This window comes from Paenibacillus sp. MER 180 (genome assembly GCF_023713665.1).
Lineage (GTDB): Bacteria > Bacillota > Bacilli > Paenibacillales > Paenibacillaceae > Paenibacillus_B > Paenibacillus_B suaedae.
This window is the reverse complement of the sequence record NZ_JAMAVT010000001.1, coordinates 381,315-407,280: the sequence shown is the minus strand read 5'-3', so window position 1 is coordinate 407,280 and position 25,966 is coordinate 381,315. Positions and strand designations below refer to the sequence as shown.

Annotated in this window: 22 protein-coding genes; 17 read left to right on the top strand and 5 right to left on the bottom strand. The window is 48.0% G+C overall.

The genetic code is table 11. The features are described from left to right. The 10 genes from M3661_RS01690 (at position 1) to M3661_RS01645 (ending at position 8,572) form a co-directional block, all read left to right on the top strand. Entirely contained in the window at positions 1–888 is an 888-nt protein-coding gene (locus M3661_RS01690; RefSeq protein ID WP_251481670.1) for an energy-coupling factor transporter transmembrane component T, read from the top strand. Then, positions 861–2,534: an ABC transporter ATP-binding protein gene (locus M3661_RS01685; protein WP_251481667.1), complete on the top strand. Its 1,674-nt coding sequence runs from the start codon at positions 861–863 to the stop codon at positions 2,532–2,534. Before M3661_RS01690 ends, M3661_RS01685 begins: the two co-directional genes overlap by 28 nt. A gap of 23 nt (positions 2,535–2,557) precedes the next feature. After that, positions 2,558–3,232: an ECF transporter S component gene (locus tag M3661_RS01680; protein WP_251482123.1), complete on the top strand. Its 675-nt coding sequence runs from the start codon at positions 2,558–2,560 to the stop codon at positions 3,230–3,232. A 51-nt stretch (positions 3,233–3,283) separates the two neighbouring features. Then, positions 3,284–3,679 carry a DUF5071 domain-containing protein gene (locus M3661_RS01675; RefSeq protein WP_251481664.1) on the top strand — a complete coding sequence of 132 codons (396 nt, stop codon included), beginning with the start codon at positions 3,284–3,286 and terminating at the stop codon, positions 3,677–3,679. A 70-nt stretch (positions 3,680–3,749) separates the two neighbouring features. Further along, positions 3,750–4,064 (top strand): hypothetical protein, encoded by a 315-nt coding sequence (locus M3661_RS01670; protein ID WP_251481661.1) that lies wholly within the window; start codon positions 3,750–3,752, stop codon positions 4,062–4,064. A gap of 329 nt (positions 4,065–4,393) precedes the next feature. Then, positions 4,394–5,068, top strand: a complete 675-nt coding sequence (locus tag M3661_RS01665) for a TerC family protein (protein WP_021260842.1) — start codon at positions 4,394–4,396, stop codon at positions 5,066–5,068. 216 nt (positions 5,069–5,284) lie between these two features. Continuing rightward, positions 5,285–6,040, top strand: a complete 756-nt coding sequence (locus M3661_RS01660) for a class I SAM-dependent methyltransferase (protein WP_251481658.1) — start codon at positions 5,285–5,287, stop codon at positions 6,038–6,040. A gap of 175 nt (positions 6,041–6,215) precedes the next feature. Further along, positions 6,216–7,283, top strand: a complete 1,068-nt coding sequence (locus M3661_RS01655) for a YeeE/YedE family protein (protein WP_285852738.1) — start codon at positions 6,216–6,218, stop codon at positions 7,281–7,283. A 12-nt stretch (positions 7,284–7,295) separates the two neighbouring features. Then, a complete protein-coding gene (locus M3661_RS01650) occupies positions 7,296–7,520 on the top strand; it encodes a sulfurtransferase TusA family protein (protein ID WP_021257395.1) in 225 nt (74 codons plus the stop codon). 311 nt (positions 7,521–7,831) lie between these two features. Beyond that, positions 7,832–8,572, top strand: coding sequence for a MerR family transcriptional regulator (locus M3661_RS01645; RefSeq protein WP_251482120.1), 741 nt, complete (start codon positions 7,832–7,834; stop codon positions 8,570–8,572). 156 nt (positions 8,573–8,728) lie between these two features. Here the strand turns inward: M3661_RS01645 and M3661_RS01640 are convergent, their stop codons facing one another. After that, on the bottom strand, positions 8,729–11,656 hold the full coding sequence (locus M3661_RS01640) for a DEAD/DEAH box helicase (protein WP_251481651.1): 2,928 nt from the start codon (positions 11,654–11,656) through the stop codon (positions 8,729–8,731). A gap of 462 nt (positions 11,657–12,118) precedes the next feature. Between M3661_RS01640 and wsfD the strand changes: the two genes are divergently transcribed. The 5 genes from wsfD (at position 12,119) to M3661_RS01615 (ending at position 19,672) form a co-directional block, all read left to right on the top strand. Beyond that, on the top strand, positions 12,119–13,663 hold the full coding sequence (gene wsfD / locus M3661_RS01635) for a glycan biosynthesis hexose transferase WsfD (protein ID WP_251481648.1): 1,545 nt from the start codon (positions 12,119–12,121) through the stop codon (positions 13,661–13,663). Between the two features lies 1 nt (position 13,664). Further along, positions 13,665–15,209 carry a hypothetical protein gene (locus M3661_RS01630; RefSeq protein WP_251481643.1) on the top strand — a complete coding sequence of 515 codons (1,545 nt, stop codon included), beginning with the start codon at positions 13,665–13,667 and terminating at the stop codon, positions 15,207–15,209. Positions 15,210–15,219: 10 nt separating this feature from the next. After that, positions 15,220–16,470 carry a glycosyltransferase family 2 protein gene (locus M3661_RS01625; RefSeq protein WP_251481640.1) on the top strand — a complete coding sequence of 417 codons (1,251 nt, stop codon included), beginning with the start codon at positions 15,220–15,222 and terminating at the stop codon, positions 16,468–16,470. Between the two features lie 258 nt (positions 16,471–16,728). Next, entirely contained in the window at positions 16,729–18,837 is a 2,109-nt protein-coding gene (locus M3661_RS01620) for a cellulose biosynthesis cyclic di-GMP-binding regulatory protein BcsB (protein WP_251481638.1), read from the top strand. After that, entirely contained in the window at positions 18,818–19,672 is an 855-nt protein-coding gene (locus M3661_RS01615) for a diguanylate cyclase domain-containing protein (protein ID WP_251481636.1), read from the top strand. Before M3661_RS01620 ends, M3661_RS01615 begins: the two co-directional genes overlap by 20 nt. Positions 19,673–19,747: 75 nt before the next feature. Here M3661_RS01615 and M3661_RS01610 read toward each other — a convergent pair whose 3' ends face one another. Continuing rightward, positions 19,748–20,773, bottom strand: a complete 1,026-nt coding sequence (locus tag M3661_RS01610) for a phosphotransferase (protein WP_251481634.1) — start codon at positions 20,771–20,773, stop codon at positions 19,748–19,750. 182 nt (positions 20,774–20,955) lie between these two features. On the opposite strand from M3661_RS01610, the gene M3661_RS01605 reads away from it, so the two are divergent. Both M3661_RS01605 and M3661_RS01600 read left to right on the top strand, forming a co-directional pair. Next, entirely contained in the window at positions 20,956–21,678 is a 723-nt protein-coding gene (locus M3661_RS01605; protein ID WP_251481632.1) for a GGDEF domain-containing protein, read from the top strand. A gap of 105 nt (positions 21,679–21,783) precedes the next feature. Next, positions 21,784–22,383 carry a class I SAM-dependent methyltransferase gene (locus M3661_RS01600; RefSeq protein WP_251481629.1) on the top strand — a complete coding sequence of 200 codons (600 nt, stop codon included), beginning with the start codon at positions 21,784–21,786 and terminating at the stop codon, positions 22,381–22,383. Between the two features lie 119 nt (positions 22,384–22,502). Here M3661_RS01600 and M3661_RS01595 read toward each other — a convergent pair whose 3' ends face one another. Genes M3661_RS01595 through M3661_RS01585 form a run of 3 tightly spaced genes read right to left on the bottom strand, consistent with a single transcriptional unit; the run spans position 22,503 to position 25,772 of the window. Beyond that, positions 22,503–23,687 (bottom strand): ABC transporter permease, encoded by a 1,185-nt coding sequence (locus M3661_RS01595; RefSeq protein ID WP_251481626.1) that lies wholly within the window; start codon positions 23,685–23,687, stop codon positions 22,503–22,505. Further along, entirely contained in the window at positions 23,629–24,414 is a 786-nt protein-coding gene (locus M3661_RS01590; protein ID WP_285852709.1) for an ABC transporter ATP-binding protein, read from the bottom strand. Before M3661_RS01590 ends, M3661_RS01595 begins: the two co-directional genes overlap by 59 nt. Continuing rightward, on the bottom strand, positions 24,411–25,772 hold the full coding sequence (locus M3661_RS01585) for an efflux RND transporter periplasmic adaptor subunit (RefSeq protein WP_251481623.1): 1,362 nt from the start codon (positions 25,770–25,772) through the stop codon (positions 24,411–24,413). The genes M3661_RS01590 and M3661_RS01585 overlap by 4 nt, the downstream gene beginning before the upstream one ends. Positions 25,773–25,966: the final 194 nt, after the last annotated feature.

Below are 25,966 nucleotides of genomic sequence, written 5' to 3'. Positions count from 1 at the left end.
ATGATACACGGCTTCTCCACATTACATCCGCGATTATGTTTCGCCTATTTTGCCGTACTGCTGCTCTCATGCATGATGTTCACGCATCCTGTATATTCAGTTCTTACTTTACTTAGTATCATTCTATTGAATCTATCCTTGGATGGAGGGAGATCGCTCAAGAAGGGAATTAAGGGATACTTGATTATGGCTATTATTATTTTCTTGCTCAATCCCTTCTTCTCTAGTCGTGGAGCTACGATTCTATGGTATGTATTCGACCGCCCGATTACATTGGAATCGATTATATATGGTGCTCTATTCGCATTATCACTGCTGAATATACTGCTGGCATTTGTGGCTTACAATCTCGTTATCACGCCAGAGAAATTTTTGTATCTATTAACGCCAATCGCCCCGCGAACGGCCTTTATCATTACGGTAACTCTCCGTTTTGTGCCGCTGCTGACGAGACGGCTGAAGCAGATTATGACGGTTCAACGTGTTCTTGGTTACCTGCATCCAAAAGCCAGCAAGAAGCACCTTATGCGCGAAGGCATGGAGACCCTGCATACATTAATTAGCTGGTCGCTGGAAGAAGCGCTTCAAACAGCTAGCTCTATGCGTGCGAGAGGATATGGCGTTGGGAAGAGAACGAGTGCAATATCCTACAAGATGGATAGTAGGGATGTCCTTGTATCATGGATCATGGTCGTGACGGGAGCTAATATTGTGATTGGCGGCTTATTCGGCGTTAATCGGTTCCAAGTGTATCCACGGCTGCAGTCGTTGGAGTGGTCGCCACAGCTATGGCTGCATGCAGCATGTTACTTGGTATTTATCTTCATCCCGATCGTAATGAACGGAAAGGAAGAGCTGTTATGGCGCACTATCAGATCGAAGATGTAAGTTTTCAGTATCCCAATTGTTCAGAGAAAACGCTTGATAATATCACCATCATCATTGAAGAGGGAGAATTCGTGCTGTTGTGTGGCTCATCAGGATCAGGCAAAACTACACTACTTCGCCAGCTTAAACGGGAAGTAAGGCCGGAAGGCAATCGGAGTGGCAGTATTTATTATAGAGGAACTGCTCTAGATCAGCTTGATGAGCGACGATCCATTGAAGAAATCGGGATGGTATTTCAAGATCCAGACAATCAGATTGTCATGAATACGGTGTGGCAGGAATTGACCTTTGGCATGGAGAATCTCGGCTATTCAACCGCGCAAATGCAGCGAAGAGTGGGGGAACTCGTACAGTTCTTTGGCATGGAGGAATGGCTCCATCTCCCGATACATGAGTTATCCGGCGGGCAAAAGCAGCTCGTCAATTTGGCGTCCGTAATGACATTAAGACCGAGGGTACTGCTGCTGGATGAGCCTACTGCTCAGCTTGATCCGATCGCAGCCAAAGAGTTCATCCAATTGCTCTCCCGAATTAATGAAGAATTCTCCCTTACGATTATAATCAGCGAGCACCGAATTGAAGAAGTTGTTCCCCATGCGACGCAGCTTGTCATGCTGAATCAGGGGAAGATCGCATATCTTGGCACTCCTGATCAGGTGATGAAGCAAATATGGAAGGATGAAGATGCATTATTTTTGCCGTATCTTCCATCTATCAGTCAGCTTTATTTGGGAATAGAGAAAGTCAGTGATGCCCGAGCAGTGCCTATGAGTGTGAAAGAGGGAAGAAGATGGCTTGCTGGCAAGCAAGAACAACGGCAAGCTGCTGGGAAGAGCCTGTCTGAATCAGTGAAGGTTGGTGGGCAGCAAGTAGAGCCGTTGTTAACATGCAAAGAGCTGTATTTTAGCTATGGCAAAAATGCGCCCCTCGTCCTGAAGCGATTGTCTCTATCGATTCAAGAGGGTGAATTCTTCGCCCTGCTTGGCGCCAACGGATCTGGGAAGTCCACCTTGCTGCAGCAAATTGCGGGTGCACATAAGCCTCAACGAGGAGACATCTTGTATGCGGGCAAGTCCTTGCTGCGGAAGTCTACAGTAGAGCGGAGTCGGATGATCGGGTATGTCGCGCAGAATCCGATGCTCTATTTCACTAGAGACACGGTGAGGGAGCAATTGATGGATCGGCTAAGGCGGTTAGGCGAGCATAGCAGCATCGAGAAGCTGAATGAACTCGCAGAACGCTTTGAAGTTGAGTCGATTATGGATAAGCATCCGTTCGATATAAGCGGGGGGCAGCAGCAGAAAATAGCGCTCATGCTTGTCTTGTTGGCCGAACCAAGGCTGCTGCTGCTGGATGAGCCGACGAAGGGACTCGATCCTATTTCCAAGCACCGGTTGGCTGAATTGCTTGAAATGATACGCGCAGCGGGTACCACAATTGTCATGGTCAGTCATGATATCGAGTTCGCGGCCAGCTATGCATCAAGATGCGGCTTGTTATTCAATGGCGCCATGGCCGCAGTTGAAGATACACGCTCCTTCTTGCAGAGCAACTACTTCTATACAACAACGATTCATCGCACAGTGGGAGATGTCCTGCCCGAAGCGATCACGGTGAAGGATGTATGGGAACAATGGGGAAATTAAAACGCACGATCTACGCGGGAAGTATGGCAGCTGCCGTAGTCGTAATGGCAGTTGTGTTATGGAGGGACAAGTACTACTTGCCCCTGAGCTTTATGATGATCGGGCTAGCGATGCTGCCGTTCTTCATTCGCTTCGAGCGGAAGTCGATGAAGGCAGAGGAGATTCTGCTGATTGCAATGCTTGGCGCCATTGCGGCTGTGAGCCGCGTGCCGTTCGCGCCACTGCCTAGCGTGCAGCCGACATCCTTCGTCATTATGATGTCTGCACTCGTATTTGGACCAGAGGTAGGGTTCCTCGTAGGCAGTATCGCGGCAGTCGTGTCGAATATGTTCCTCGGGCAAGGGCCGTGGACACCGTGGCAGATGTTCTGTTGGGGGATGATTGGATTTACGGCAGGCCTGCTGCGAAATACACGATTCATGAAGAGCTTGTGGGGCAAGAACATATTCGGATTCTCATGGGGATTCCTATTCGGTTGGATTATGAATCTATGGTTTCTGATTGGCATGTATGATCATTTGAACTGGAAGGTATTCGCATCCGCTTATGTTGCTAGCTTTTATTTTGATCTTGCACATGCGCTGTCGAATGTATTTTTCATTTCGATTTTCTCAGCGATCTGGATCAAGATACTGCTGCGGGTGAAAACAAAGTACGGATTGCTGACAACGAATGACGGGAAACTGGAGGATATGTAAATATTCATGCGCTGTACTCTAAATCATAGTGCAGAAGGAGGTTGAATGGTCTTGGATGATGTAAAACAATACTTGCCGACCGATAAATGTGACTATGATTCAATAGATCGGTTGAAGTCACTAAAACCGGAAGAACTCCAAAGGATAATACCGGAATTGCTAGAGTGGATTCAGGATATCAACTGGCCTGTTGCACCTAAGATTATCGAGATTCTACTTCCGTTGGATAAGCTTCTGTTGCCGCAGCTCAAGGTCATTCTGCGATGTAAAGAGTATGATTGGATTGAAATTTGCTTGTTGGGTATTGTAGAAGAGTTAAAAACAGAAACTATTGTGGGATTGAAGGAAGAGCTGATAATGTTGAGCAAAAGCACGAATCCGAACTTTATCGAATATGAAATACCGCAGATCTGCAAGGACATCATGTCGAAACATTTCATGGATTAAATGACCTAACGAAATAATGAGTATTGATGCACATGTTCATTCTACAATTTGCAATAACGGGGTATGTTAGATGACATTAGATTCATTAAAATCTTTGGAAAAAGATGTTGGAGCATTAATAAAGAGCATTCTGGTCGATCTTAAGATGGAGAAAAAATGTAATGAGGGTGAATTCGATATTCTTCTAGGTAAATTGAACGAATACAAGTTCCTACTAAGAAAACATGAGGTCATTTCAAAATCATTTGCAGGAGAGCTGTTTTACCTGTTTAGTACAATGGTTCTCGAGGCAAAGTACACTAATTATGAGCCTCAATTGATGAAGAAAATATTCGATTTAAGATCAGTTCTTTTAAGTCTATACAACGAGGAAATTTTCGGTTAATTTGGTTGAGATATCGACATCATTTGTTTGGCGTGACAACTAGATAATTATACCTTGACCCCTTGCACCTTCTTCGATTAACATAGGATCTATAAAGGGGAGTAGCTGTTACAATAAAGTCGTCATTACGAGGATAATCCTCCGGCTTTGTTGGCAACTTCGATTGTTAGCGAGACCTTTACCGACAGGGTAAAGGTCTTTATTTATGGCCTTTACCGTGATCGGTAAAGGTCATTTTTGTTTTTTAGGGGGGTTGTCCAGGGAAATTTCTCATAATTGTGCTCAATTGAAGAAAAGATATACATGACATGATAAGAGGAGAGGGTACTATGGATTTCTTTACACCAGAGTTCTGGTCCGCGTTGATGGCGATTGTGGTTATTGATTTAGTACTGGCCGGGGATAATGCAATTGTTATTGGGTTAACCGCTCGGAACTTGCCGAAGGAACAGCAGAAGAAGGTCATATTCTGGGGTACTTTTGGAGCGATTGCACTTCGTTCCTTGTTGACGCTTGCTGTGGTATGGCTGTTGAAAATACCAGGCTTGCTCTTAGCCGGCGGCGTGTTGCTCGTCTGGATTGCGTATAAGCTGCTTGTGGAAGAGAAGAGTCATGATGTCGGGTCTGCGGGAAGCTTGTGGGCAGCCATTAAGACGATCATTATTGCAGACACGGTTATGGGACTGGATAACGTGCTCGCAGTAGCGGGTGCTGCGCATGGTGATTTTATTCTCGTCGTACTCGGTTTGCTCATTAGTGTTCCTATCGTGGTATGGGGGAGCACGCTTATTATTAAATGGGTGGAGCGGTTCCCGATCATTATCTATATTGGTGCAGGTGTCTTGGCCTGGACAGCAGCGAAGATGATTGTAGATGAGCCAATGGTGAAGGGATTCTTTACAGCAAACCCCGTTCTGAAATGGGGTCTCATCGTTGTCATCATTGTCGGTGTATTGGCAGCAGGAAGAATGAAGAAGCAGAAGCAAGTGAAGCAGGCTGCTTAATAAGAGCGAACAACTGCATAGCTGAATGTGACAATCTGAGCACCCTAGCAGGGGTGCTCTTCTTATTACTGGAATCAGATGTAAATGGTGATGCAAGACTGCTACCTTATGCTGTATAATAAAACCATACAATAAAATGGAACTTGATTCCGTCAGGTGGAACTAAGTGAACTTTGGCTTGTGCTCATATTTCATATCTACAGGAGTGTGAACGTTATGGATAATAAGGAACGATTTTCAACTCGAGTCGATGCGTATGTGAAGTACCGACCAAGTTATCCGGCGGAGGCAGTGTCGTATTTGTATGATACAGTGGGGTTCCATGCAGGTGACGACATTGCTGATATTGGGGCAGGAACAGGAAAGTTTTCAAAGCTGCTGCTCGCCCAAGGAAGCCGTGTTGTAGCAGTTGAGCCAAATGAGCCGATGCGGGAGTCAGCTGTGAAGGAGCTTGGCGGAAATGCGAACTATCGTGCAGTCGACGGAGCAGCGGAGGAAACAGGACTGCCTGATCATTCCGTTGCTCATATCGTATGTGCACAGGCATTTCATTGGTTCGACCGCACCGCAGCCAGGACTGAATTTCATCGTATCCTGAAGCCTGGCGGTAAGGTTGTCCTGATTTGGAATTCACGATTGCTTCAGGGCACTCCATTTTTGGAGGAATACGAGCAGCTGCTGCAGCGGTATGGCACGGATTATGAGAGGGTGCAGCACAAGAACATTTCAGAAGAAGCGCTGTCAGCCTTCTTCGCTCCGAATCAAATGACGGTGGCAAGGTACACGATGAGTCAATTGCTCAATGAAGAGGAGCTCGCCGGAAGACTGCTGTCCTCCTCGTACGCACCAGAGCCTGGGCACCCAAATTATGAACCTATGAGGGCGGAACTGCACCGAATATTTGAACGCAACGAGCAAGATGGCGTGGTGTCCTTCGATTATGAGACGGAAATCTTCTGGAGCGAAATGTAGGGAAAAGCCAAGAATAGCATATTTCATTAGATAAGAGAGGGGTAAATACCTCTCTTTTTTGCGTCTGTGTCATATTTGGTATTGACTCTGCCATACATTATGATAGAATCATTATCACTTATAAATCCTATTGTATTACTAGGTATAAATAAGGGGGATATACGATTTGGCACAAATGATCATTACTGGATTGTTATGCGGGATACTGCTCGGGTTTGTCATGCAGCGCGGCCGATTCTGCCTGACAGGTGGATTTCGTGATATGTATTTAGCGAAGGATAATCGGATGTTTTATGCGCTGCTCATTGCCATTACGGTTCAGAGTATCGGCGTATTTGCGCTCATTCAGCTTGGCTTGGTGGAGTTCACGGCAGGCTCGTTTCAATGGCTGAGCACGATCGTAGGCTCATTCATATTCGGCATCGGCATTATTTTGGCGGGAGGCTGTGCGACAGGAACATGGTATCGTGCTGGGGAAGGCTTGATCGGGAGTTGGATTGCCTTATTCGGATATATCGCGATGAGCGCCATTATGAAGTCAGGTGCGCTGCTGCCAGTCAACAATGGGCTAAAGGCGTTCGCCGCCTCGAATAATTCCATCCCGGATACATTCGGATTGTCCGTATGGCCGTTCATCGTCGTGCTCGCTCTCGTGACATTATGGCTTGTTAGCAAGCAGCTGCGTAAACCTGCTGTTGCGATTCCAACCTTGCCAGCGAAACGGAAAGGACTCAATCATCTATTGTTCGAAAAGCGTTGGCATCCATTTGCTACAGCTGCTCTTGTAGGAATCATTGCGCTGCTCGCATGGCCGCTGAGCGAAGCGACAGGACGGATGTCAGGTCTTGGCATAACGACTCCATCAGCCAATCTGTTGCAATACCTGGTGACGGGCGATAGTTCCAAGTATGTAAACTGGGGTGTTTTCTTGGTGCTTGGCATCTTTTCGGGCTCTTTCCTGGCAGCGAAGGGAAGCCGCGAGTTTCGCTTCCGGGCACCGGATGCAAAGACAGCTATATCCAGCTTCGGTGGGGGACTTCTCATGGGCTTTGGAGCGAGTTGGGCAGGAGGATGCTCAATTGGCAATGGGCTCGTTATGACGGCCATGATGACTTGGCAAGGATGGGTATCGCTCATTTTCATGATTTTGGGTACATGGACGGCCTCGTATTTCGTATATGTACGGCCGCGTACTAAGGCAAGTCGTAACCTAAGCACTTCTTATCATGCAAAGACCGTATAGGAGGAGAATGACATGAAAACGAAATTAGCCGTACTGGGCATGGTATGTCCATTTCCGTTAATCGAAGCGAAGGAGGCGATCCAGTCACTGAACAGTGGCGATGAGCTGGTCATTGATTTCGACTGCACGCAAGCTACGGAGAGCATTCCTCGTTGGGCCGCCGAAGCTGGGCATACGATAACGAACTACGAACAAATTGACGATGCATCATGGACGATTACGGTACGTAAAAAATAACCGAGGACATCGGCGAACCGTAGCGGAGAGCTTTGCGATGCCGCTTCATGCAGCGAACTGAGAGAGTTGACATAAAGCAAGAAGGTCGAGTTGAGGACAAAGAGAGTCCTGACTCGACCTTTTTTTGAATCACGTTTTTTGATGACTGGACATTTTAGGTATGTATCCACTTCAAGCACTCCAAACTTCCAGCTCCCATGGTTGGAACGGCAAAAAAGAGGGAATTAAGCTTGAAAAACAATAAAAGCAAGTTGACCCTCACGTTACGTGATACTTTATAGTAGTTGTTGAAGGGAGGTTACATGGCGATCATGAGAGTAAAAGAAGTGGCGGACATCGTCGGCATTAGCGTGCGTACCTTGCACCATTATGACGAAATCGGACTTCTGTCCCCAGCTCAAGTTACGGATGCGGGCTACAGACAGTATTCAGATGAGGATCTGGCCATGCTTCAGCAAATCTTGTTCTTTCGAGAGCTGGGCTTCCCATTGAAAAAGATTACAGACATTATTCACAGTCCAACCTTCGATCAGACCGAAGCACTCGAGCTGCACCGCAGCATGCTGCAAGAGAAGCGCAGGCGCCTGGATGTCATGCTGGAGACGCTGGATAAGACAATACAACATCGAAAAGGGGAAATTCAAATGACGAACAAAGAGAAGTTTCAAGGCTTCGATTTCAGTCATAATCCATATGAGCAAGAAGCACGCAAGCGGTGGGGAGATAAGGCTGTTGATGCGTCCAATGCTAAGGTTGGGAACATGACGAAGGAGGAGCAGACCTCCATGGGAGAGAAGATGAATGCGATATACTTCCAACTGGCAGAACTGCGCAGTACTGCACCGGATTCAGAAGAAGCGCAGGCTGGAATCAAGCAGTGGTATGATTTCTTGAATACAATGGGCAACTACTCTCCTGAAGCATTCAAGGGACTGGGGCAAATGTATGTAGATGATGCTCGATTCACCAAAAATATCGACAAATTCGGTGAGGGCCTTGCCGTGTTCATGCGCGATGCAATGGCAGTCTTTGCAGATCGGATAAACGAATAGGCATTGCAGCTTTGCACGAAATATGAGGGAAAGAGCATGAATGAGCGAAAGAGAGCCCCTAGCCGCTGTACGCAGCTGGGGGCTAATTCGTTTTATATCACGAGCGGGTGCTTCTATAGAACCGAACTGATGGCTCATAGATTCGAGCAGCTGCCTCTATAGATTCAAGATATCACGGATATCCTGCTCAGTTAGGGCGGATATTGCCTCTTCTCCCGGCTGGATGACCTCTTCGATTAAGTTCTTCTTCCGCTGTTGAATCTCATACATCTTGTCCTCAACCGTTCCTTGCGCCACAAGACGAATGACCTGTACAACCTGCTTCTGCCCAATACGATGGGCACGATCGGCTGCTTGCTGCTCCACGGCAGGATTCCACCAGAGATCATACAGAATAACGGTATCTGCCCCGGTCAAGTTCAATCCCGTGCCTCCTGCCTTCAAGGATGCCAAGAATAAGTCGCGCTCACCTGCATTGAATCGGCTGCACAGCTCTACTCGCTCAGCGCTCGGCGTCTGCCCATCCAAGTAGAAGTAGGACACTCCTTGTTCCGCCAGCTCACGCTTGATCAGTGCGAGCATCTCCGTGAACTGGGAGAAGATAAGCGGTCTTCTGCCAGCCTCTCTTGCTTCTGCGATTATCTCCAGCAGCTGTTCGAACTTTGCTGAGCTTCCTGTATAGTCTTCCATGAACAAGCCAGGGTGGCAGCAGAGCTGGCGAAGCCGTGTAATCCCAGCCAAAATCTTGATTCGACTCTTCTGGAACCCATCTTCATCCAGATGCTTCAAGGCATCCTTCTGCAGCTTAGCTAAATAAGCGATATACAGCTTCTTCTGGTCGGGCAGCAGCTCTGATGCTTGAAGGGATTCGATCTTCTCAGGCAGTTCCTGCAGTACATCTGTCTTCAATCTTCGCAGAAGGAACGGGCGGGAGCGCTTCGCTATGACGTCACGCGGAAGATCGCTGAACTCTTTTCTCCCTGGGAACAATCCGGGAAATACAGCATCGTAAATGGACCATAGCTCCTCTAGCGAATTCTCCACTGGCGTTCCGGTAAGCGCGAAGCAGTACTCGGCTTGGAGAGCCTTTACAGACTGGGCTGTCTGAGTCGTGTAATTTTTGAACGCTTGCGCTTCATCCAGAATGAGCGTGTGGAAAGAGTGCTTGGCGTACCATTCAACATCTCTGCGCAGTAGCGGGTAGGACGTAATAATAACATCGACTTGCTCAAGACGGTTCAGCTTGCGGATGCGTTCCGTCTTATTCCCGTCAGCAATGATGGTGCGAACCGATGGAGCGAAGCGCGTGAATTCGTTGCGCCAATTATACATGAGCGACGCTGGACAGACGACGAGCGCAGGGAGCTGCCGCTTTTGAATGTCCGGCAGAACAGACACCATGAAGGCGATGCTTTGCAAGGTCTTGCCAAGGCCCATATCATCCGCCAGAATACCGCCGAAGTGGTAGTGGGCAAGTGTCTTTAGCCACTGGAACCCATATGCCTGATATTCCCGAAGCACATGAACCAGACTGTCCGGGACGGGGAATTCCAAATGATCCGGGTTGCGCAAATTCTCCAGCAGCTTACGGAAGGATCTGCCGAATCGTACGGCTTGCCGCTCTCCTTGGGAGTCGATAAGATGCAGCCCGCGCATAACCGGGATACGGAACTCTGCTCCTGAAGCCTCTCCCTGACGAAGCCCCACCTCATTCATGAAGCGAATAATCTCTTGGAACTGTTCGCTTTCGAGCGGCATGAGCGCGCCGTTTGCCATTCGATAGTAGCGCCTTTTTTCTTCGATTGCTTTGAGCAGCCTTCGAATTTCTGCTTCCGATATTCCATCCATCTCAAACTTGAATTCAAGCCAATCGATACGTTCGTCCACATTGACTGAGATTTTGGGAGGAGCGTTCGGGATGAACAATCTTTCCTTCACAGCTGAAGTCGCATAGATGTGCAGGATTCGTTGCAGTTGGGGAACGACATGATACATGAAATTATATTCGGCATCCTCGTCCTCCAAGAAGTATCCGCCTTCCGTCTTCACAAAGGGCGACTGCTCCATAATTTCTAGTATCCGCTGCTCTTTTTCCGTATTCCGCATCAGAATCCGATTCTCTGAATGCTTATGTCGATTGGGATCCAGTGGATTAATGGAGATATCTCCGTAGTGGAATTCCAGCCCCGCAAGCAGTCGATCTCGAATGCGATCAAGATACAGCTTCGCCTGCAGTTCCGGCTGCACGACTCGATCTGCTATCGCTTGCGCAACACGTACGTTGCCTAGCTTCTGCAGCCCCGGAACCACCTTGTCCATGATTGGGCCAATCTGATTAGGTGATATAAGAATCCGTTGCTGGCGACTACTATCCAACGTTTTCTTGAGGTCTATGAGCCGCTTGCATTGCTCAATCGGGGTCGAAATAAAGGCTCCATTAGCAATGACTGTCCCGTAGCTCTCCAGCACCGTCACTTGCTCTAATCCTTGTACATCAATGCAGTAGGCATCTTTATCCGCCTCATCTAGCCTGAACTGTATTGGGAGAGGCTCATCTATAACTGACAGTCCCTCAAATGTCGATCCGTCATGCGCAAGGAGCACAGAAGGAGCTTGTTGAAGGGCAGGAAGTAGGGCGTCCCACGAGTAAGGAGGGATGAGCAGCATCCGTTCGTCGTTGCCCTGCTTGGCAAGAATGGCGGAATGCGGCATGTTACGGTATACATTTTCGTTGCGGTAAATCGCGATCAACTGTTGGATAACGGCAAAATGCTCGGGATGAAAGCAGTGCAGTGACGGATCATAGGAGAAGTGCCTTGAAAATACATAGCATTCCCCGCGGTCGATGCATCGCAGCAATTCGCGAATATGCTTTACGATATATAGTCGCTGCGGCCCGACCCTCATTTCAACGGCCAAAAAGGCCTGCTCGTTGCCTGATGAAACCGGGAAGCAGGTGATTTCTACGTCAAGGAGTTGTCTGGTATCGAATAAGGGGCGGACACGGCTGGATTTGAGTGGAGTATCGTCAAATAAACCGAGTATTCGCTGGGCTAGCTGATCATTTCCCGATTCCATATTCATAGTTACGGCTCTCCTTTCTTTATGTGAGATGAGTATATATAAAGTGAACGCATGTTCGTGTATGTCGATAGCTATATGATATCAGAAAGCAATAAAAAAGAAACAACAGGACTTTGGAACTATGCGATTGTAGTCGAAATTGAGAATATATTCAGTGCCGATTGGTAAGATGGGAGTTAGGGTATATATTATGGTCAGTAATTACGTGTAAAGGCGTAATAGAGCCAATTATGGAAAGTTGACACCACTGACAGGATGTCTATAGGCATGTATAATAGGTGCTACGGTGAAATTATTGTTTTCAGAAAATACAAAATATCCCTCGAATCACCTAGGTAAAAGGATATCACCTGTCGAATGTAATAGCGATTATACTTTCTTGAGACTCATCTCGCGCAATTTAATTTTAAGACTATAGACTCATTTTTTTTGAGTTGAATATAGGAAAAGGAGGCCTACCCGATGGCGGGCACATGGTGGAAGCTGAAAATCGGGCAGAGGCTTGAGTCCCTGCGCCGATATGTCTCGCCGGCACTGCTTGCTGCCGTGGGAGTATTCACAATTACTTGTATTGCATTATTTGTCCCCCCTTATATCGGAATGGCAGATAACGGCGACTATTTCCGAATTCTCTACAGCAATGGCCTGTACTTCAATGCACCCGATTACTACAGTCAGTATTTTGGATATTTTATTAAGGAATATGGAATATTCCAATACTACAATGAGAATGCGGCAACCTTATTCTCTTCCCAGTCCATATTCATCAAAGCGGCTATTTGGCTCAATCAATTATTTAATCCAGATGTATTCGATATCCGCTTCCAAGCTGCTATTTTTGTGGTGCTGTATACCGTTGCCGTATATTTGCTCGTGGAGAGCTTAACGTGGAAGGTAGCTTCCAAGTACGCATACCCAATTTCGATCATCGCGATATTTCTATTCGGTGATACCGCATATACCGCATACTTTAACTCCTTCTTTGGGGAGAGCATCGTGTTTATTATGCTGATATTTGTGTTCGCCTCGGGGCTGCTCATCTATCGCAATCGATACAATGACTATGTCATGATGGGTGTGCTTTTGGCCAGCGGACTGCTATTGACTACCAGTAAGCAACAGAATGCGCCTCTTGGCATCATTCTCGGCATATTTGGCATCTTCCTCATGTTTATTCGGAAAGAAAGAACGTTCCGGGCATTAATGTCTTCAACGCTCGTGCTTTTGCTTCTGGCTGGTATTGGCACTTACACGCTTATACCGAAGGAGTTCGTGAACATCAACCAGTATCATGCGATGACGCGGGGGATATTGATGGGATCCGATGATCCGGAATCTACATTGGAACAATTCAATATGGACAAGCAGTACGCCATACTGAACAAAAGTATTTATTACGAGCTGTACACCACAGTAGATGTAGATTCTGAAATTCTAGAAAATCAGTTCTATAACAAATACGGATTTGTATCGATTCTTGGCTATTATGTAACTCATCCTTCTAAAGCTATCGACATGCTGGATTTGGCGGCCAAGAGCGCATTCAAAATCCGTCCTCCCGCAATGGGAAATTACGAAATATCGGTTGGAAAGCCATTCCGCGCGCAGACGACGTTTTTCTCTGGCTACAGCATGTTGAAGGCAAAAATGGCGCCGAAAACGTTCGGCTTCGTAATTTTGTGGATTGTGCTTGTTGCTGGATTGTACATGCCTTCCTTTGTTGCGGCTGCAAGGGCCAAGCAAATACGGCGCATGATCCGATTCTCCTTTGTCTTCATCATGATTTTGATGGGATTGTCGGGAATCGCGGTGTCCATTATTGGTGCGGGGGATGCCGATTTGGCGAAGCATGAATTTGTATTTACAGCGGTGTTCGACCTTGTCACGTTTGTAACGGTGTCTGACGCTATACGCAGACGCTTATGGAGCAGGCAGGATGATGATTCTGCACTGCTTACTTCTGATACCGGCACTCATGCTCATGAGGGGGCCAAGGTGGTGATGTAACGTGATCCAAAGAAAATTAATTGTATGCATGCTTGCATTGCTGCTACTGCTTGGATGTGGGATGCCAATGACCATTCACGCGGCAGAGCAAGCGGCCTCTAAGGTGCTGCTCATCTACGACAGCTTGGACAAAGGGACAACGAGAGAGGGAAATGTCGAGGCAATGCAGCGCCTGCTGGCATCCTATGGCGTGCAGGTTACGCTCGTTCGTTCTGACCATTATCAGCAAGGACAGATGGACGCTTATGCCAAGGTGATAGGGATTCATAATCTGACTGATCTGAAGGAATCGAATCAGGATTTCCTTCAGGATGTCGAACAGTATCGAGGTGACTACTTGCACATCGGTACGAGAGTCCCAGCAGCGGTGACCGCAAGCTTAGAGCTTCGCGTTCACACTGGAGTGCCTGGCCCAATTCGAATCGCTATTGATCGCCTGGTTCAAGAGGCAATTCGTACCGAGCAAGTGACCATTATCGAACATGCTGTAGGCACCCGTTACGGGAGCCTGAGCCCAGCAGGCGCTCCGTCTGAGTTCCCTTACGGAGTGCAAAACGGCCGCTACGGTTATGCAGCTTATTTCGAGCGGGGCAATATCAGTGAACTGGCAATGTCGCATTTGTTGAAGGACTGGCTGGGCAAAGCAGGAGAGGCGCGCAGCTACGTTATTTTCAAGGAAGTATATCCGTTCTCCGACCTGCAGCTGCTGGAGCGGCTTGCCGACCGGATGTACGAGGCGGGGATTCCGTTCATCGCAAGTGTGCAGCCGGTGTTCATGAATACCGATTATCCGGCCATGAAGCGATATATGGAAACACTGAAGTATGTTCAATCCCGCAACGGAAGCATTATTGCAAATGCACCAGTCGTAGCCTCAACGGTCAATCTAAGCGATACGACATTAAAGGGAAAGATGGAAGGGTTCATTGACGTGCTTGCAGACTATGGGATTGCACCATTGGGACTTGGAGCGGACTTCTACTGGACGTATGACCAAAGATATGCAGAAGAGGGCATGAGCTTTACGGACTCGGTCGTGTTGTTTCCAAATAAGACGTTGAAGTACAGAATTCAGACGAATGAGTCCAAGGCATTCCCGTTCTCCGCATTCAGCATGCAGCCTGGATTTTTAGAGCAATTCGGTCATTCCGGGACTTTCATGCCTGCAATGCCTATGAATACCGCGTTAACCTTTGACTTTCCCGATACAGAGGAGAAGCTGGACGACATCGTAGAGCGATTGCAGAGCAGCTGGATAAGTTTTTCTGATTATAAACACGCCTCCCATACCGTTCGTACCCCCAACAGCATCATTATGTCTCGGAGCGGTAGTGTGACCATTAACGGACAGGGTGTAAACTTGGATGTCGTGATCAAGAAGGTAAGCTCGGATTATGTATATAAGGAAAAAGAAGTGAAGAGCTTTGAGACGTTGTTCAATGTACAGAACAAAATTTTTATTGTCATTATCGTACTGACGCTTATTGCATTCACAGGTTTCCTCATCGTGGGTAAGCGACTGTACAAGCGCAAATATTACAAATAAGGAGATAGCCATGACGACTGCAGATATTTTAATGCTCATAGCGGTTATCTGTATTTGGTCGCTCTTGCTCGTCAACGTCGTCCTGATCATTGCAGGATACTTGTATTACATCAAGATCGAGAACGAGGAAGTGCCGGAAATTAAGGGCGAGGCGCCATTCGTCTCCATCATGGTGCCCGCCCATAATGAAGGGAAGGTCATCACGAAGACGGTGGAGTCGCTATTGGCGCTGGATTATCCTCATGATCGGTACGAGATTATCGTTATCAATGATAATTCATCGGATAACAGCAGCGAGCTGCTGGGCGATTTGCAGCGCAAGCATGACGGCCGCAACCTGATTATCATCAACACGGATGCGGTGACAGGCGGCAAAGGCAAATCTAACGCGCTCAATATCGGATTCAAGCAGAGCCGAGGTGAATTGATTGCCATCTACGACGCAGACAATACGCCAGAGAAGACGGCTCTACGCTATCTGGTAGCAGAGATTACGAACGACGATACACTAGGTGCGGTAATCGGCAAGTTCCGTACTCGCAACCGCAACACGAACCTGCTTACGCGCTTTATTAACATCGAGACGCTGTCGTTCCAATGGATGGCTCAGGCAGGGCGATGGAAGCTGTTCAAGCTGTGCACGATTCCGGGGACGAACTTCATTATGCGGCGGAGCATCGTGGAAAGCATCGGAGGCTGGGACGTGAAGGCGATTGCAGAGGATACGGAAATTAGCTTTCGCATTTACATGATGGGTTATCGAATTAAGTTCCAGCCGAAATCTGTAACATGGGAGCAAGAGCCGCAGACGGTAAAGGTATGGTTCAAGCAGCGAACACGCTGGGCGAAGGGTAATATTTACGTCATCATCAAAAACATTCCGCTGCTTTTTGACCGCAAGGCACGAAATATCCGTTTTGATATCCTATATTTTTTATCGATTTACTTTTTGCTGCTTACCTCATTGGTCATGTCCGACATCTTGCTCATTTTACATGCCTTAGGCTACGTACATACGACGATAGCTGGCTTCAGTTCCTTCTTATGGCTGCTGGCCATCACGCTGTTCATCTTAGGTACCTATATTACGTTGATCACGGAAAAAGGGGAGATGGTGCTCTCCAATCTGTGGATCATTATGCTGATGTATGTATCGTATTGCCAGATGTGGATGGTAGTGGCCGCTTATGGGCTTTATAACTATGTGAAGGATTTATTATTCAAGCGAGAAGTCAAGTGGTACAAAACAGAACGCTTTTAGAAGGTCGGGTCGACTTTGATCACGTAGCATTTCAGGAAGTAACTCGGCATCGAATCTTGCAATCACTCTCGAAGTCCGCTGCTCATGTAGTCTAGCCTACATTCTGCTGCTCCTTCTTCGAGTTCAAGCAACCTTCTCGGTGCTGAAAATCGACCATTTTGATCACGCAGTATTTCGACCATTTGATCAGGCATTTATATAGGAACTTGTTCGATTACGGAATACTCATTTTATGAAGAAAAGACAGGAGAGAAGCTTGTGAATAAACGGTGGATCGTAGTCGGCATGACTTGCTTGTCCTTGTTATTCGGACAGCTTGGACAGGCCTCGGCAGCTGTGGCTCCCGCATTGGGATCTGCTCAGCTGAGTACGTATGAAGAGACATTTTCAAGTGCGGACACATCCTTGTCCGGGATTATGTCCTCCAGACAGTTCAACTTCCAGACTGAGGAGTATTGGAAGGTTGATGAAGTTAAGATTCATGTAGATTATAAGGCGTCGCCTTTGACAAAAAGAGAACGGTCAAGTGTGACGCTGTCAATGAACGGGAAAAAGTTTCACTCCTTCCGTCCTGACGTCAGCGATGATCCGAAACGGCGGCTTACGATATCCGTCCCGAAGGAATTGCTGGTGAAAGGGAATAACACGCTGACGATCGAAGGCTATATTGTCACTACTGATGCAAATCAAATTTGTATGCCGTCGGAGAAGCGTGACAACTGGTTGCAGCTGTTTGCGACATCAGGCGCCTCCATTCGATATACGAGTGAGGCGATTAAGCCGAGCATTCGCGATTTTAACCGTCATTTTATAGGCATGGATACGGTTAGTGATGAACGTAACGCGATAGCGATCCCGAAGAATAGCAAGCCAGCTGAACTGGAGGCTGCCGTATATGCATTATCAGGTTTCGCGAAGCAAAATAGACTGAAGCAAAAACAAATCCCGATGTATGCATTCGATGCTGATGCCTTGAAGGGGAAAACAGCAGTTGTGGCTGTGGCATTATACGATCAACTGCCGGCGGCTTGGAAGAGTGAGCTGGGCAATGTAGATATCGCGCAAGCTGCGGTGATCCGTGTGATTCGTACGGGTACACAGCCTACTCTTGTCGTTACTTCTCAGGATCCTGCCATGCTGGTGAAGGCAGGACGATTGTTGGCGAATCAAGAGCTGGTCAAACAGTTGGACGGGGATACGAAAATGGTATCGGGCAATACGGATGTTGCAACGCCTGAAGTCACCATTAGCAGGGATATGAAGCTTACGGACAATGGCGATAAGCTGAAAGGCTGGATGCATCAAGAGAAATCATACTTCATATCGCTTCCAGCCAACCGCACGATTGCCGAGGCGAGCAAAATCCACCTGGACATGCGGTATGCGACCAATCTTGATTTTGATCGCTCCATGGTTACGGTGCTCATTAACAACACGCCAATCGGCAGCAAGAAGCTGAATATGGATTTAGCCAACAAAGATACATTAACCCTGCCGATTCCGAAAAATTTAGATGTAACGGGTAATTTTACAGTCACGGTTGCATTTGATTTGGAGCTTCGGAATGTTGTGTGCATGGAGCCGCAGGATGAGATGCCCTGGGCATTCATTACGAAGGATTCGGTACTACAGCTGAAAACGAAGGATAAGACAGAGCTGCTGTTCGACAGCTATCCGAACCCATTCCTTCGTGACGGCAGCTTCAATCAAGTTGCGGTTGTGATGCCGAAAAATCCAGATATGTATACGTATCAGTCGCTGGCGAATGTGTTCAATCTTCTTGGCCAATATGCGGAGGGCAATGCAGGCGAAGTCCGGTTCTTTGAGGATAGCGCAGCTGCTTCTGACTTGAAGGCCCATAACGTGATTGCAATTGGCAGCTATAACAATAATAAAGTCATTCGGGATAATAATGATAAATTGTATTTTAAATATGGAGCAAACGGAGAAGGGTTTGCCTCCAATGAAAAGATGAGCGTGGACGCGGATTACGGCAAGCGTTTAGGTACGCTTCAGATCATCGAATCTCCGTTTGAAGCAGGCCGAGGCTTGCTTGCTATTAGTGGACCGAGCACCGAATATGATTATTTGGCCTCTAAACTGCTCGCCAGTGATAATGCGAAGTGGAGAATATATGGAGATGGCGTAGCCACGAACAAGGACGGCGACATCCACGCCTTCCGCTTCAAGAAGCAGGCGGAACAGCAATCTTCCTCGATTGTGGAGCAGGTTCTGCAGCGTGGGGACGTTCTGGGCTTCATGGTGGCCGCAATGCTTATCGGCTTGCTCGTGCTCGTATCCCTCATTTTCATGATTCGCAAATACCGCAAGAAACGGGGGGCTGGCGATGAAACGGAATCAAAGTAGTCTTCTGTCGGACGGCGCCTTCTTGCTATGGTTTTTGCTGAGTTTTGTATGCATTGCGTTTACGGTGGGTGAGCCGACTCGCTACATCATGAACATGATTTTGTTGAATGTGGCCTTTCTTATCGCGATCGTTACGTACTTTACGAGTTTGACGACGGGGTTAGTTCTGAATATTGTGTTCCTGTTCGGATACGGGACGTTTACGTTGTATCAGACTGTCGTGGAAGGTGGGGTCGTTGGGGCTCATAATTATTTTTGGCTTATCATGACGCCAGCCTTTACCGTAGTTAGTGTAATGCTTACACTTGGCAATCGAAGATTGCAGACGGAGAACGAACAGCTGAAACGGATAAATACATCTCTGGCGACGATGGACGAAAGCACGGACTTGAAAAATAGCCGCTCGTTCCAAAAAGATGCCAAGGTATTTATGGCTCTATCTACGCGTTATCATATTCCGCTGACGCTGCTTGTCGTGCAAGTGAGATATTGGGACGAGCTGAAGCGAATGGTTAGCGAAGAGCAAATGTCGGAAATGATCTATGGTGTGTCCAAGCTTAGTGAGACAAGCATACGTATGAATGACTCGCTATACATGCTGAATACGGATAATCCGACATGGGGCCTGCTGTTGTTCACTGACCGTGACGGCGCCAATGTGGTCATCGAGCGGTTGAAGGAGAAAGTTGCCTCCTTCAATGACGTAGAATTGGCTGGCAAGTACAAGATCGAGCTGAATCTTACCGTGGGTGCTTTGGAATATTCCCCTGAGACGGTAACCACACCGCTGGAATTCATTACGCAAGCAAGAAAGCAGATGGAGTACGATGTATAAAGGGATCAGAAAGCCTTAGGGGCATCCGGCCATGGATCAAATCCATCCACCGTAGTCAGGTGGATGGATTTTTTATTATTCTCCATCCTGTTCCCCGTTGTCAGTGCTTCTAGCCCATTCATCTATCCATTGAATGGCAGCCATCCGCTCGTTCCAGGTGCGCGTTAATATGCGCTGCAGAAGGATTGAACGGCTTGCCGATACTGTCCTTGCTGCGATCCATGCTTCAAGCGGGAAACGGTATAGGGCGCTCAGTAACAATCGTTCAGGTGGTGTCCAGGGCTTCACTTGCCCATATCCCTGCAATAGGGCCTCAATGTGGGCAAGGTTGAAATGAGTAGTGTTGAACAATGTTTTCGTAATCTCATAATAAGCAGAATCGATTCTTACTTGATCCCAGTCGATGAAATAAAGTCCGTTCGGGCTCATAATAACATTCGGCGAAGTGATATCACCATGAATTAATGTGGGATGATAGGTTTCCTCATTTAGGAGCTGTTGTACTTCCATGTTGTTGATGATGCCTTGTGCTTCTGCAGCAAGCTCTGTACATTGCGTGCCGTATGTCTTGAACCATGATGCCCTGCTTCTGCTTCTGCGCAGTGCCGGAAGCTGGCGGCGATATGCAGCGTCTTGCTGGAATAGATGCTGTATTACTTTATGCGTAACGAGAGGTGTTGGAGGGAGCATTTCTTGGCAGCAAGTATGAAGTACAGCCAAGGCTCTGCCCAACTGCTCGAAGTCCTGAGCATGCTGTGGTCGACTCCCCTCTACCCATTCCATCATGTAGTACGGCCTGCCACGGCGGCTAACCCACATTCTCCCGGACAATGTGGACAGCCAACGGGGGAGATGAGGATAGCTCTGTTCCTGAAGCATCTTCACGTAAGCCGAAATTCTGATAATTTGCTGCTTCGTCGTCAGCTTGGTTATCACCTTGGATTTATAAAAGGGTTTAATGGCGAATATCCCTTCCTCTGTAGACGCTCGGTATGCTGCCGTGGATTTATACAGGGAACAATATGATTTAACTCTCCTTAGATGCAACCCATATTGCCTCGTAATCGTATGAAATTGAAACTTAGATAATCGACGAGCCACTTCTATGATGTCCCCCTGTCCTTATACATCTCACTCAAAGAATGTCTATCGTCAGTGTATTCGAAGAAATAGGAGTGGTCACAGGCGAGTGTGCCTTTCGATTGGCCCTCTCTTGAAGATTGTTCAGTAAATGTTCAGTAAGCTGGAATATAATGTTGGCTAATGAGATTCCGAGGTGGAGTATGGAGAAACGAAAAGGCAGAGTGTTGTTGACTGCAATGACTGTGCTAGCGGCCTTGCCGCTGCATATGTATTTGTCGCTAAATGGTCTAAATCATTATTTGGTCGTGGTCATGTCAGCTTTGGCCCTGTTATTCTCGTGGCAAGTTGGCAAGTACATCGATCGATTACGATACGAACGTGATACGGATCCGTTAACGAGGACGCACACCCGCCCAGCAGCATTGCGCCTGTTCCGCGCAATGTCCAAGAAATCAATCAAAGCCAATCACAAAGTGGCTGTCTATTTCATCGACATCGATAACTTTAAGACGATTAACGATAGTTATGGTCATCATGTCGGTGACACGATGCTGAAGAAGGTAAGCAGTCAGCTACTGCAAATGAAAATTCGCGGCAAGCGGGTTGCGCGCTGGGGCGGAGATGAGTTCGTTATTATGGTTCCTTGTGCGGATGATAAGGAAGTTCATAATGTTCAGCATACCTTGCTATCCCACATTCAGCTTCCGACGAGTTGCCAACAGACACCGTTGTCTATCTCCATAGGCTGCTCAACATTCCCAAGTCAAGGTATGAGTCTGGATGAACTGGTGGATATTGCGGATAAGCAGATGCTATGGAACAAGCGGCAGAGCAAGTCGGATGCCCATCGGAAGCGAACTGCGACTCTATCAAATGGACATTGTGAAGAGGCGTCATCACGCCGATGCGTAATGGAAAAATAGTGAAACGACTGAAGGTGTTCCTCGTATTGTCTTCTACACGACATCGACCTCGCTTGGCGGACAAGCATGTTCGCAAGCGATACGGAGCAACGGAGGGGCAATCAGTTGGAGAAGACAAAATTAGTTCGTATCTTTGATAAGCAAGCTGCTCAATACGATAAGCGCCGCGAAGATCCGAAGCAGCGAAAATGGAGAGAGAAACTAATCAGCAGCGCAGCAGGGGACGTGCTTGAAATTGCAGTTGGAGCGGGAGCTAACTTCCCTTACTACCCATTAGGTGTGAACATTACAACTACCGATTTCAGCGAGGAAATGCTGGATAAGGCGAGGAAGGCGGCGAAACATTACCGGTTGAATGTCAATTTCATATGCTCGGATACGGAAGAATTGAATTTCCCTGAGCAATCTTTCGATACGGTTATCTCCACGCTATCCATGTGCAGCTACCAGAATCCTATGCTGGTGCTGCGCAACATGCGCCGCTGGTGCAAGCCTGACGGCAAGCTGCTGCTGATGGAGCACGGGATCAGCTCGAAGGCGGCTGTATCAGCGGTGCAGAAGACGCTCAATCCATTGCTATATCGCTTTACGGGCTGCCATCATACACGGAGCATCATGGATATGATTCGCGGCGCGGACATCAAGATTGAACGGGAAGAGAGTTACTGGCTCGATATGTTGCACGTTGTCTGGGCGAGACCGTAGCAGCATTTCTATCTTGCCTACTTCACAACCTTGAAATAGAGACAGCCCGTATTCCTTAGGGGAATCAGGCTGTCTTTTTTGTTGATTGGGATGTATGTGATGCTGCTCATCATCCAGCATCAATCATGCCTCAAAGCTTCTACAGGCTTCAAGGAGGCTGCTTTGTTGGCAGGAAATATGCCGAACACGATGCCGATGATAGCGGAGAAAGCAAATGCGTAGATGACGATATCGACTTGGATGGCGGTAGCAACGGACAAGAAATGGGTCATGGCAGAACAGGCGCCATAGGCGAGCCCAATACCAGTCAATCCGCCCAGTCCGCTGAGAACGACGGATTCAATTAGAAATTGCAGCAGTATATCTCGCTTCTTGGCGCCGAGCGATTTGCGAATGCCGATTTCCCGTGTACGCTCCGTGACTGATACCAGCATAATATTCATAATTCCAATTCCCCCGATAATGAGGGATATGCAGGCGACACCTGCCATCATTGTAGACAGCGTCTTCGTGATTGAGCTCATCGTCTCCTTAACATCCTGCTGGTTGAAAATATTGAAGCTGTTCGTATTGCCACGGAACAGCTTCGTCAGCTTCGTCTCCAGCTCGGCTGCGACGGTACTCATTTGATCTTCATTTGCGACTTTAATGCCAATGGATCGTACGCCAGCAGATTGGAATAGGCGCTGCGCCGTTGTAATAGGGATGAGAACCTTCTCGTCATTCGATCCGCCAAGCGAGCTTCCCTTGGACTCCAGAACGCCCACGACTTTGAATCGTGCGCCATCGAGCAGTATCGTTTGCCCGATTGGATCTGCTCCCTTGAATAATTCAGCTGCCGTATCTACGCCAAGCAGGGCCACTCGGGAATAGCCTGTGACGTCAAGCGGCACGATATAGCGGCCGCTCTGATTTCTGAAGTCCTTCACCTGCTCATATTCCGGCGTAATGCCCTCCACGGTTACGGATGCGGATTCAGTCGTGCCATTTTTGACGGTCGCACTCCCAGATACAACGGGAGCTAGGCCCTCGATATCTGGTATGTCATCGGCTAGATGAATAGCATCATCCAGAGTCAACGTCGTTTGGCTGCCTCGACCCATAATGTTCACGGACAACTGATTCGTTCCCAAGCTTTGCAGCGATTGCTCGACTGCATTGGAAGAGCCTTGACCCATCGCCATCAAGGAAATAACGGTTGCTACGCCGATTAATATCCCCAGCATAGATAGGAAAGTACGCAGCTTATTGGATCGTATACTGTGCCACGACATTTTGAATCCTTGCGACAGTTTCACGCCCATTCCCCCTCTCTTCCGTCAGGATGCCGTCATTCATGAAGACAACCCTCTTCGCATGAGCAGCGACCTCCATGTCGTGAGTGATGAGCACGATCGTATGTCCTTCTTGATTGAGCTTATCGATCAGTTCGAGCACTTCGTGTCCCGTCTTCGTATCCAATGCTCCAGTTGGTTCATCTGCAAGCAGGATGGGAGGGTGTGCGGCCAATGCGCGAGCGATGGCTACTCGCTGCTGCTGCCCGCCGGACAGCTCGCTTGGCCGATGGGCAATCCTGTCCTCCAAGCCAACCTGCTGCAGTGCTTGCAGTGCTGCCTCTCGTCTCTCTCTAGTGCCTAGCCCGCGGTAGATAAGCGGCAGTTCTACATTTTCAATGGCGGTCAGCTTAGGGAGCAGGTGAAAGCTTTGAAAGATAAATCCGATTTTGCGATTGCGAATGTCTGCGAGCTTGTTGTCGCTCAGGCGGCTTACTTCTACTCCATCCAGCATATAACTTCCTTCACTTGGCGTATCCAGACAGCCAATGACGTTCATCAACGTCGACTTCCCTGAACCCGAAGGGCCGATAATAGCTACAAAATCTCCATGCTGAATATCGAGATTGACGCCTTGGAGAATATTGACCTCTTCCGATCCCATCCGATACGACTTCTTAACGTTACAAATGGAGATGATGCTTTGATTATTAGACATGTTTGCCATGACATTGGCAGTATTGGCAAGCTGCTTCATTGGCGACCGCCTCTGCTTCCCATCGAGCCACCCTGGAAGCTCGCTCCCCCAGGGAACCCACCTCCGCCAAAGCCCATTCCATTCTGGCGCTGTCTTTGCTCGGTGGTACTGCTACCGCTGCCTACCTTGCCTTGTGGGGTGGCAATCAGGACAGCATCACCAGCTTGAAGCCCGGATGTGATCTCGGCATAAGTGTCGTTGCTAATCCCAACGACGACTTCCTTAAGTGTGCCGCCCATTGCTTGTCCCATACTCACACGTCCATTGTTTCTTGTATTCCCTTGGCCTGATTCACTGCGATTGGCTCTGGACCAACCGCCGTTGCCATTCCCATTGCCTGCATTCCGCTGATTGATCGCCTTGCTATCTTGCTTATCTGCGCCTTCGGCGTTGTCTTGTCCGCGAGTAGTATCCTTGCCATCGTTCGTCGTGGTTGGGGGACTCTCAGCATCGCTAGGCACACGTACAAAATGCTTGCTGCCCATCGAGATAACCGCCTCGACGGGAACGAGCACGACATCCTTCTTAGACTGGGTGACGACTTCCGCTTGACCGGACATGCCAGCGAGGACGCCATCCGGCTTGGTTAAGCTGATGCCGACCTCATAAGTAGCGACACCATTGTTGCTTTTTCCCTCTTTTCCTATGGAGGTTATTTTCCCAGAAAAATGTTGGTTCGGGAAAGCGTTGAGCGTAACTTGTGCTTCCTGTCCTGATTTAATGGATGGAATATCGAGTTCGTCAGCTGACATGGTAAATTCAAGTTTGGTATAGTCGGCGATGACCGCGACTACGGTATTTTCATTCACATCATTGCCTGTTTCAATCTGGCTCTCCTTAATTGTCCCTGCAGCTGGAGCAACTACATCGTGATTCTCTGCTTCTTCGGCCTGGAGGCTGGCGAGAGTAGATTCATTTTGCTCGATTTCCAAGTCGAGGGATTCCATGTTCACCTGAATGGACTCCCGGTTCTCCTCAGGTGCCTCCTTGTACTGCTTCTGAAGCTGCTGCATTTGCAGTTGCTGCTTTTTAAGCGACAACTCCGTTTGCTTGATTCGCTCTGAGTTGTCTATCTTCTTGAATGCTACAAGCGTCTGGCCTTTTTTAACTTGATCACCTACTTTGAAGTTGATTTTGCTGATCGTACCTTTATAGCCAGCCTTGACGTTGTTCACCTCCGACACGCTAACGGATCCAGATCCGGATACCTTTGTTTCCATGTTCCCCTTACTTGCTTGTACGGTTCTTGTTGGCAAATTAGCAGCTGAAGGCTGCTCTGCCGGCCGCTGGGTCAAATACACAGCGGTGGCTGCACCTGCTACAAGCAGAATCCCTGCCACATACACCCATTTCTTCATCTTCTCTATCCACCTTTACCGGTTCTGTAGGGCATTCAATCGTTGTGCCCGCTGAACTTAGGGTACTTACCATAGATGAATGATCCATTAAAGCACACTGAGTACAAACTGAGCATTAGCTGAATAAACGCTGAAAGTGAAATAACAGACTACATTGTGGAGGGAGTGGAGCGGCTAGAAGCTGCCAATAAAGC

Bases quoted from the DNA above. Each gene is read 5' to 3' on its own strand.
- M3661_RS01595 (WP_251481626.1), bottom strand. From the start codon at position 23,687: ATGGGCGTGAAACTGTCGCAAGGATTCAAAATGTCGTGGCACAGTATA.
- M3661_RS01685 (WP_251481667.1), top strand. From the start codon at position 861: ATGGCGCACTATCAGATCGAAGATGTAAGTTTTCAGTATCCCAATTGT.
- wsfD (WP_251481648.1), top strand. From the start codon at position 12,119: ATGGCGGGCACATGGTGGAAGCTGAAAATCGGGCAGAGGCTTGAGTCC.
- M3661_RS01665 (WP_021260842.1), top strand. From the start codon at position 4,394: ATGGATTTCTTTACACCAGAGTTCTGGTCCGCGTTGATGGCGATTGTG.
- M3661_RS01650 (WP_021257395.1), top strand. From the start codon at position 7,296: ATGAAAACGAAATTAGCCGTACTGGGCATGGTATGTCCATTTCCGTTA.
- M3661_RS01690 (WP_251481670.1), top strand. From the start codon at position 1: ATGATACACGGCTTCTCCACATTACATCCGCGATTATGTTTCGCCTAT.
- M3661_RS01680 (WP_251482123.1), top strand. From the start codon at position 2,558: ATGGCAGCTGCCGTAGTCGTAATGGCAGTTGTGTTATGGAGGGACAAG.
- M3661_RS01655 (WP_285852738.1), top strand. From the start codon at position 6,216: ATGATCATTACTGGATTGTTATGCGGGATACTGCTCGGGTTTGTCATG.
- M3661_RS01660 (WP_251481658.1), top strand. From the start codon at position 5,285: ATGGATAATAAGGAACGATTTTCAACTCGAGTCGATGCGTATGTGAAG.
- M3661_RS01645 (WP_251482120.1), top strand. From the start codon at position 7,832: ATGAGAGTAAAAGAAGTGGCGGACATCGTCGGCATTAGCGTGCGTACC.
- M3661_RS01670 (WP_251481661.1), top strand. From the start codon at position 3,750: ATGACATTAGATTCATTAAAATCTTTGGAAAAAGATGTTGGAGCATTA.
- M3661_RS01640 (WP_251481651.1), bottom strand. From the start codon at position 11,656: ATGAATATGGAATCGGGAAATGATCAGCTAGCCCAGCGAATACTCGGT.
- M3661_RS01605 (WP_251481632.1), top strand. From the start codon at position 20,956: ATGGAGAAACGAAAAGGCAGAGTGTTGTTGACTGCAATGACTGTGCTA.
- M3661_RS01625 (WP_251481640.1), top strand. From the start codon at position 15,220: ATGACGACTGCAGATATTTTAATGCTCATAGCGGTTATCTGTATTTGG.
- M3661_RS01585 (WP_251481623.1), bottom strand. From the start codon at position 25,772: ATGAAGAAATGGGTGTATGTGGCAGGGATTCTGCTTGTAGCAGGTGCA.
- M3661_RS01590 (WP_285852709.1), bottom strand. From the start codon at position 24,414: ATGAAGCAGCTTGCCAATACTGCCAATGTCATGGCAAACATGTCTAAT.
- M3661_RS01615 (WP_251481636.1), top strand. From the start codon at position 18,818: ATGAAACGGAATCAAAGTAGTCTTCTGTCGGACGGCGCCTTCTTGCTA.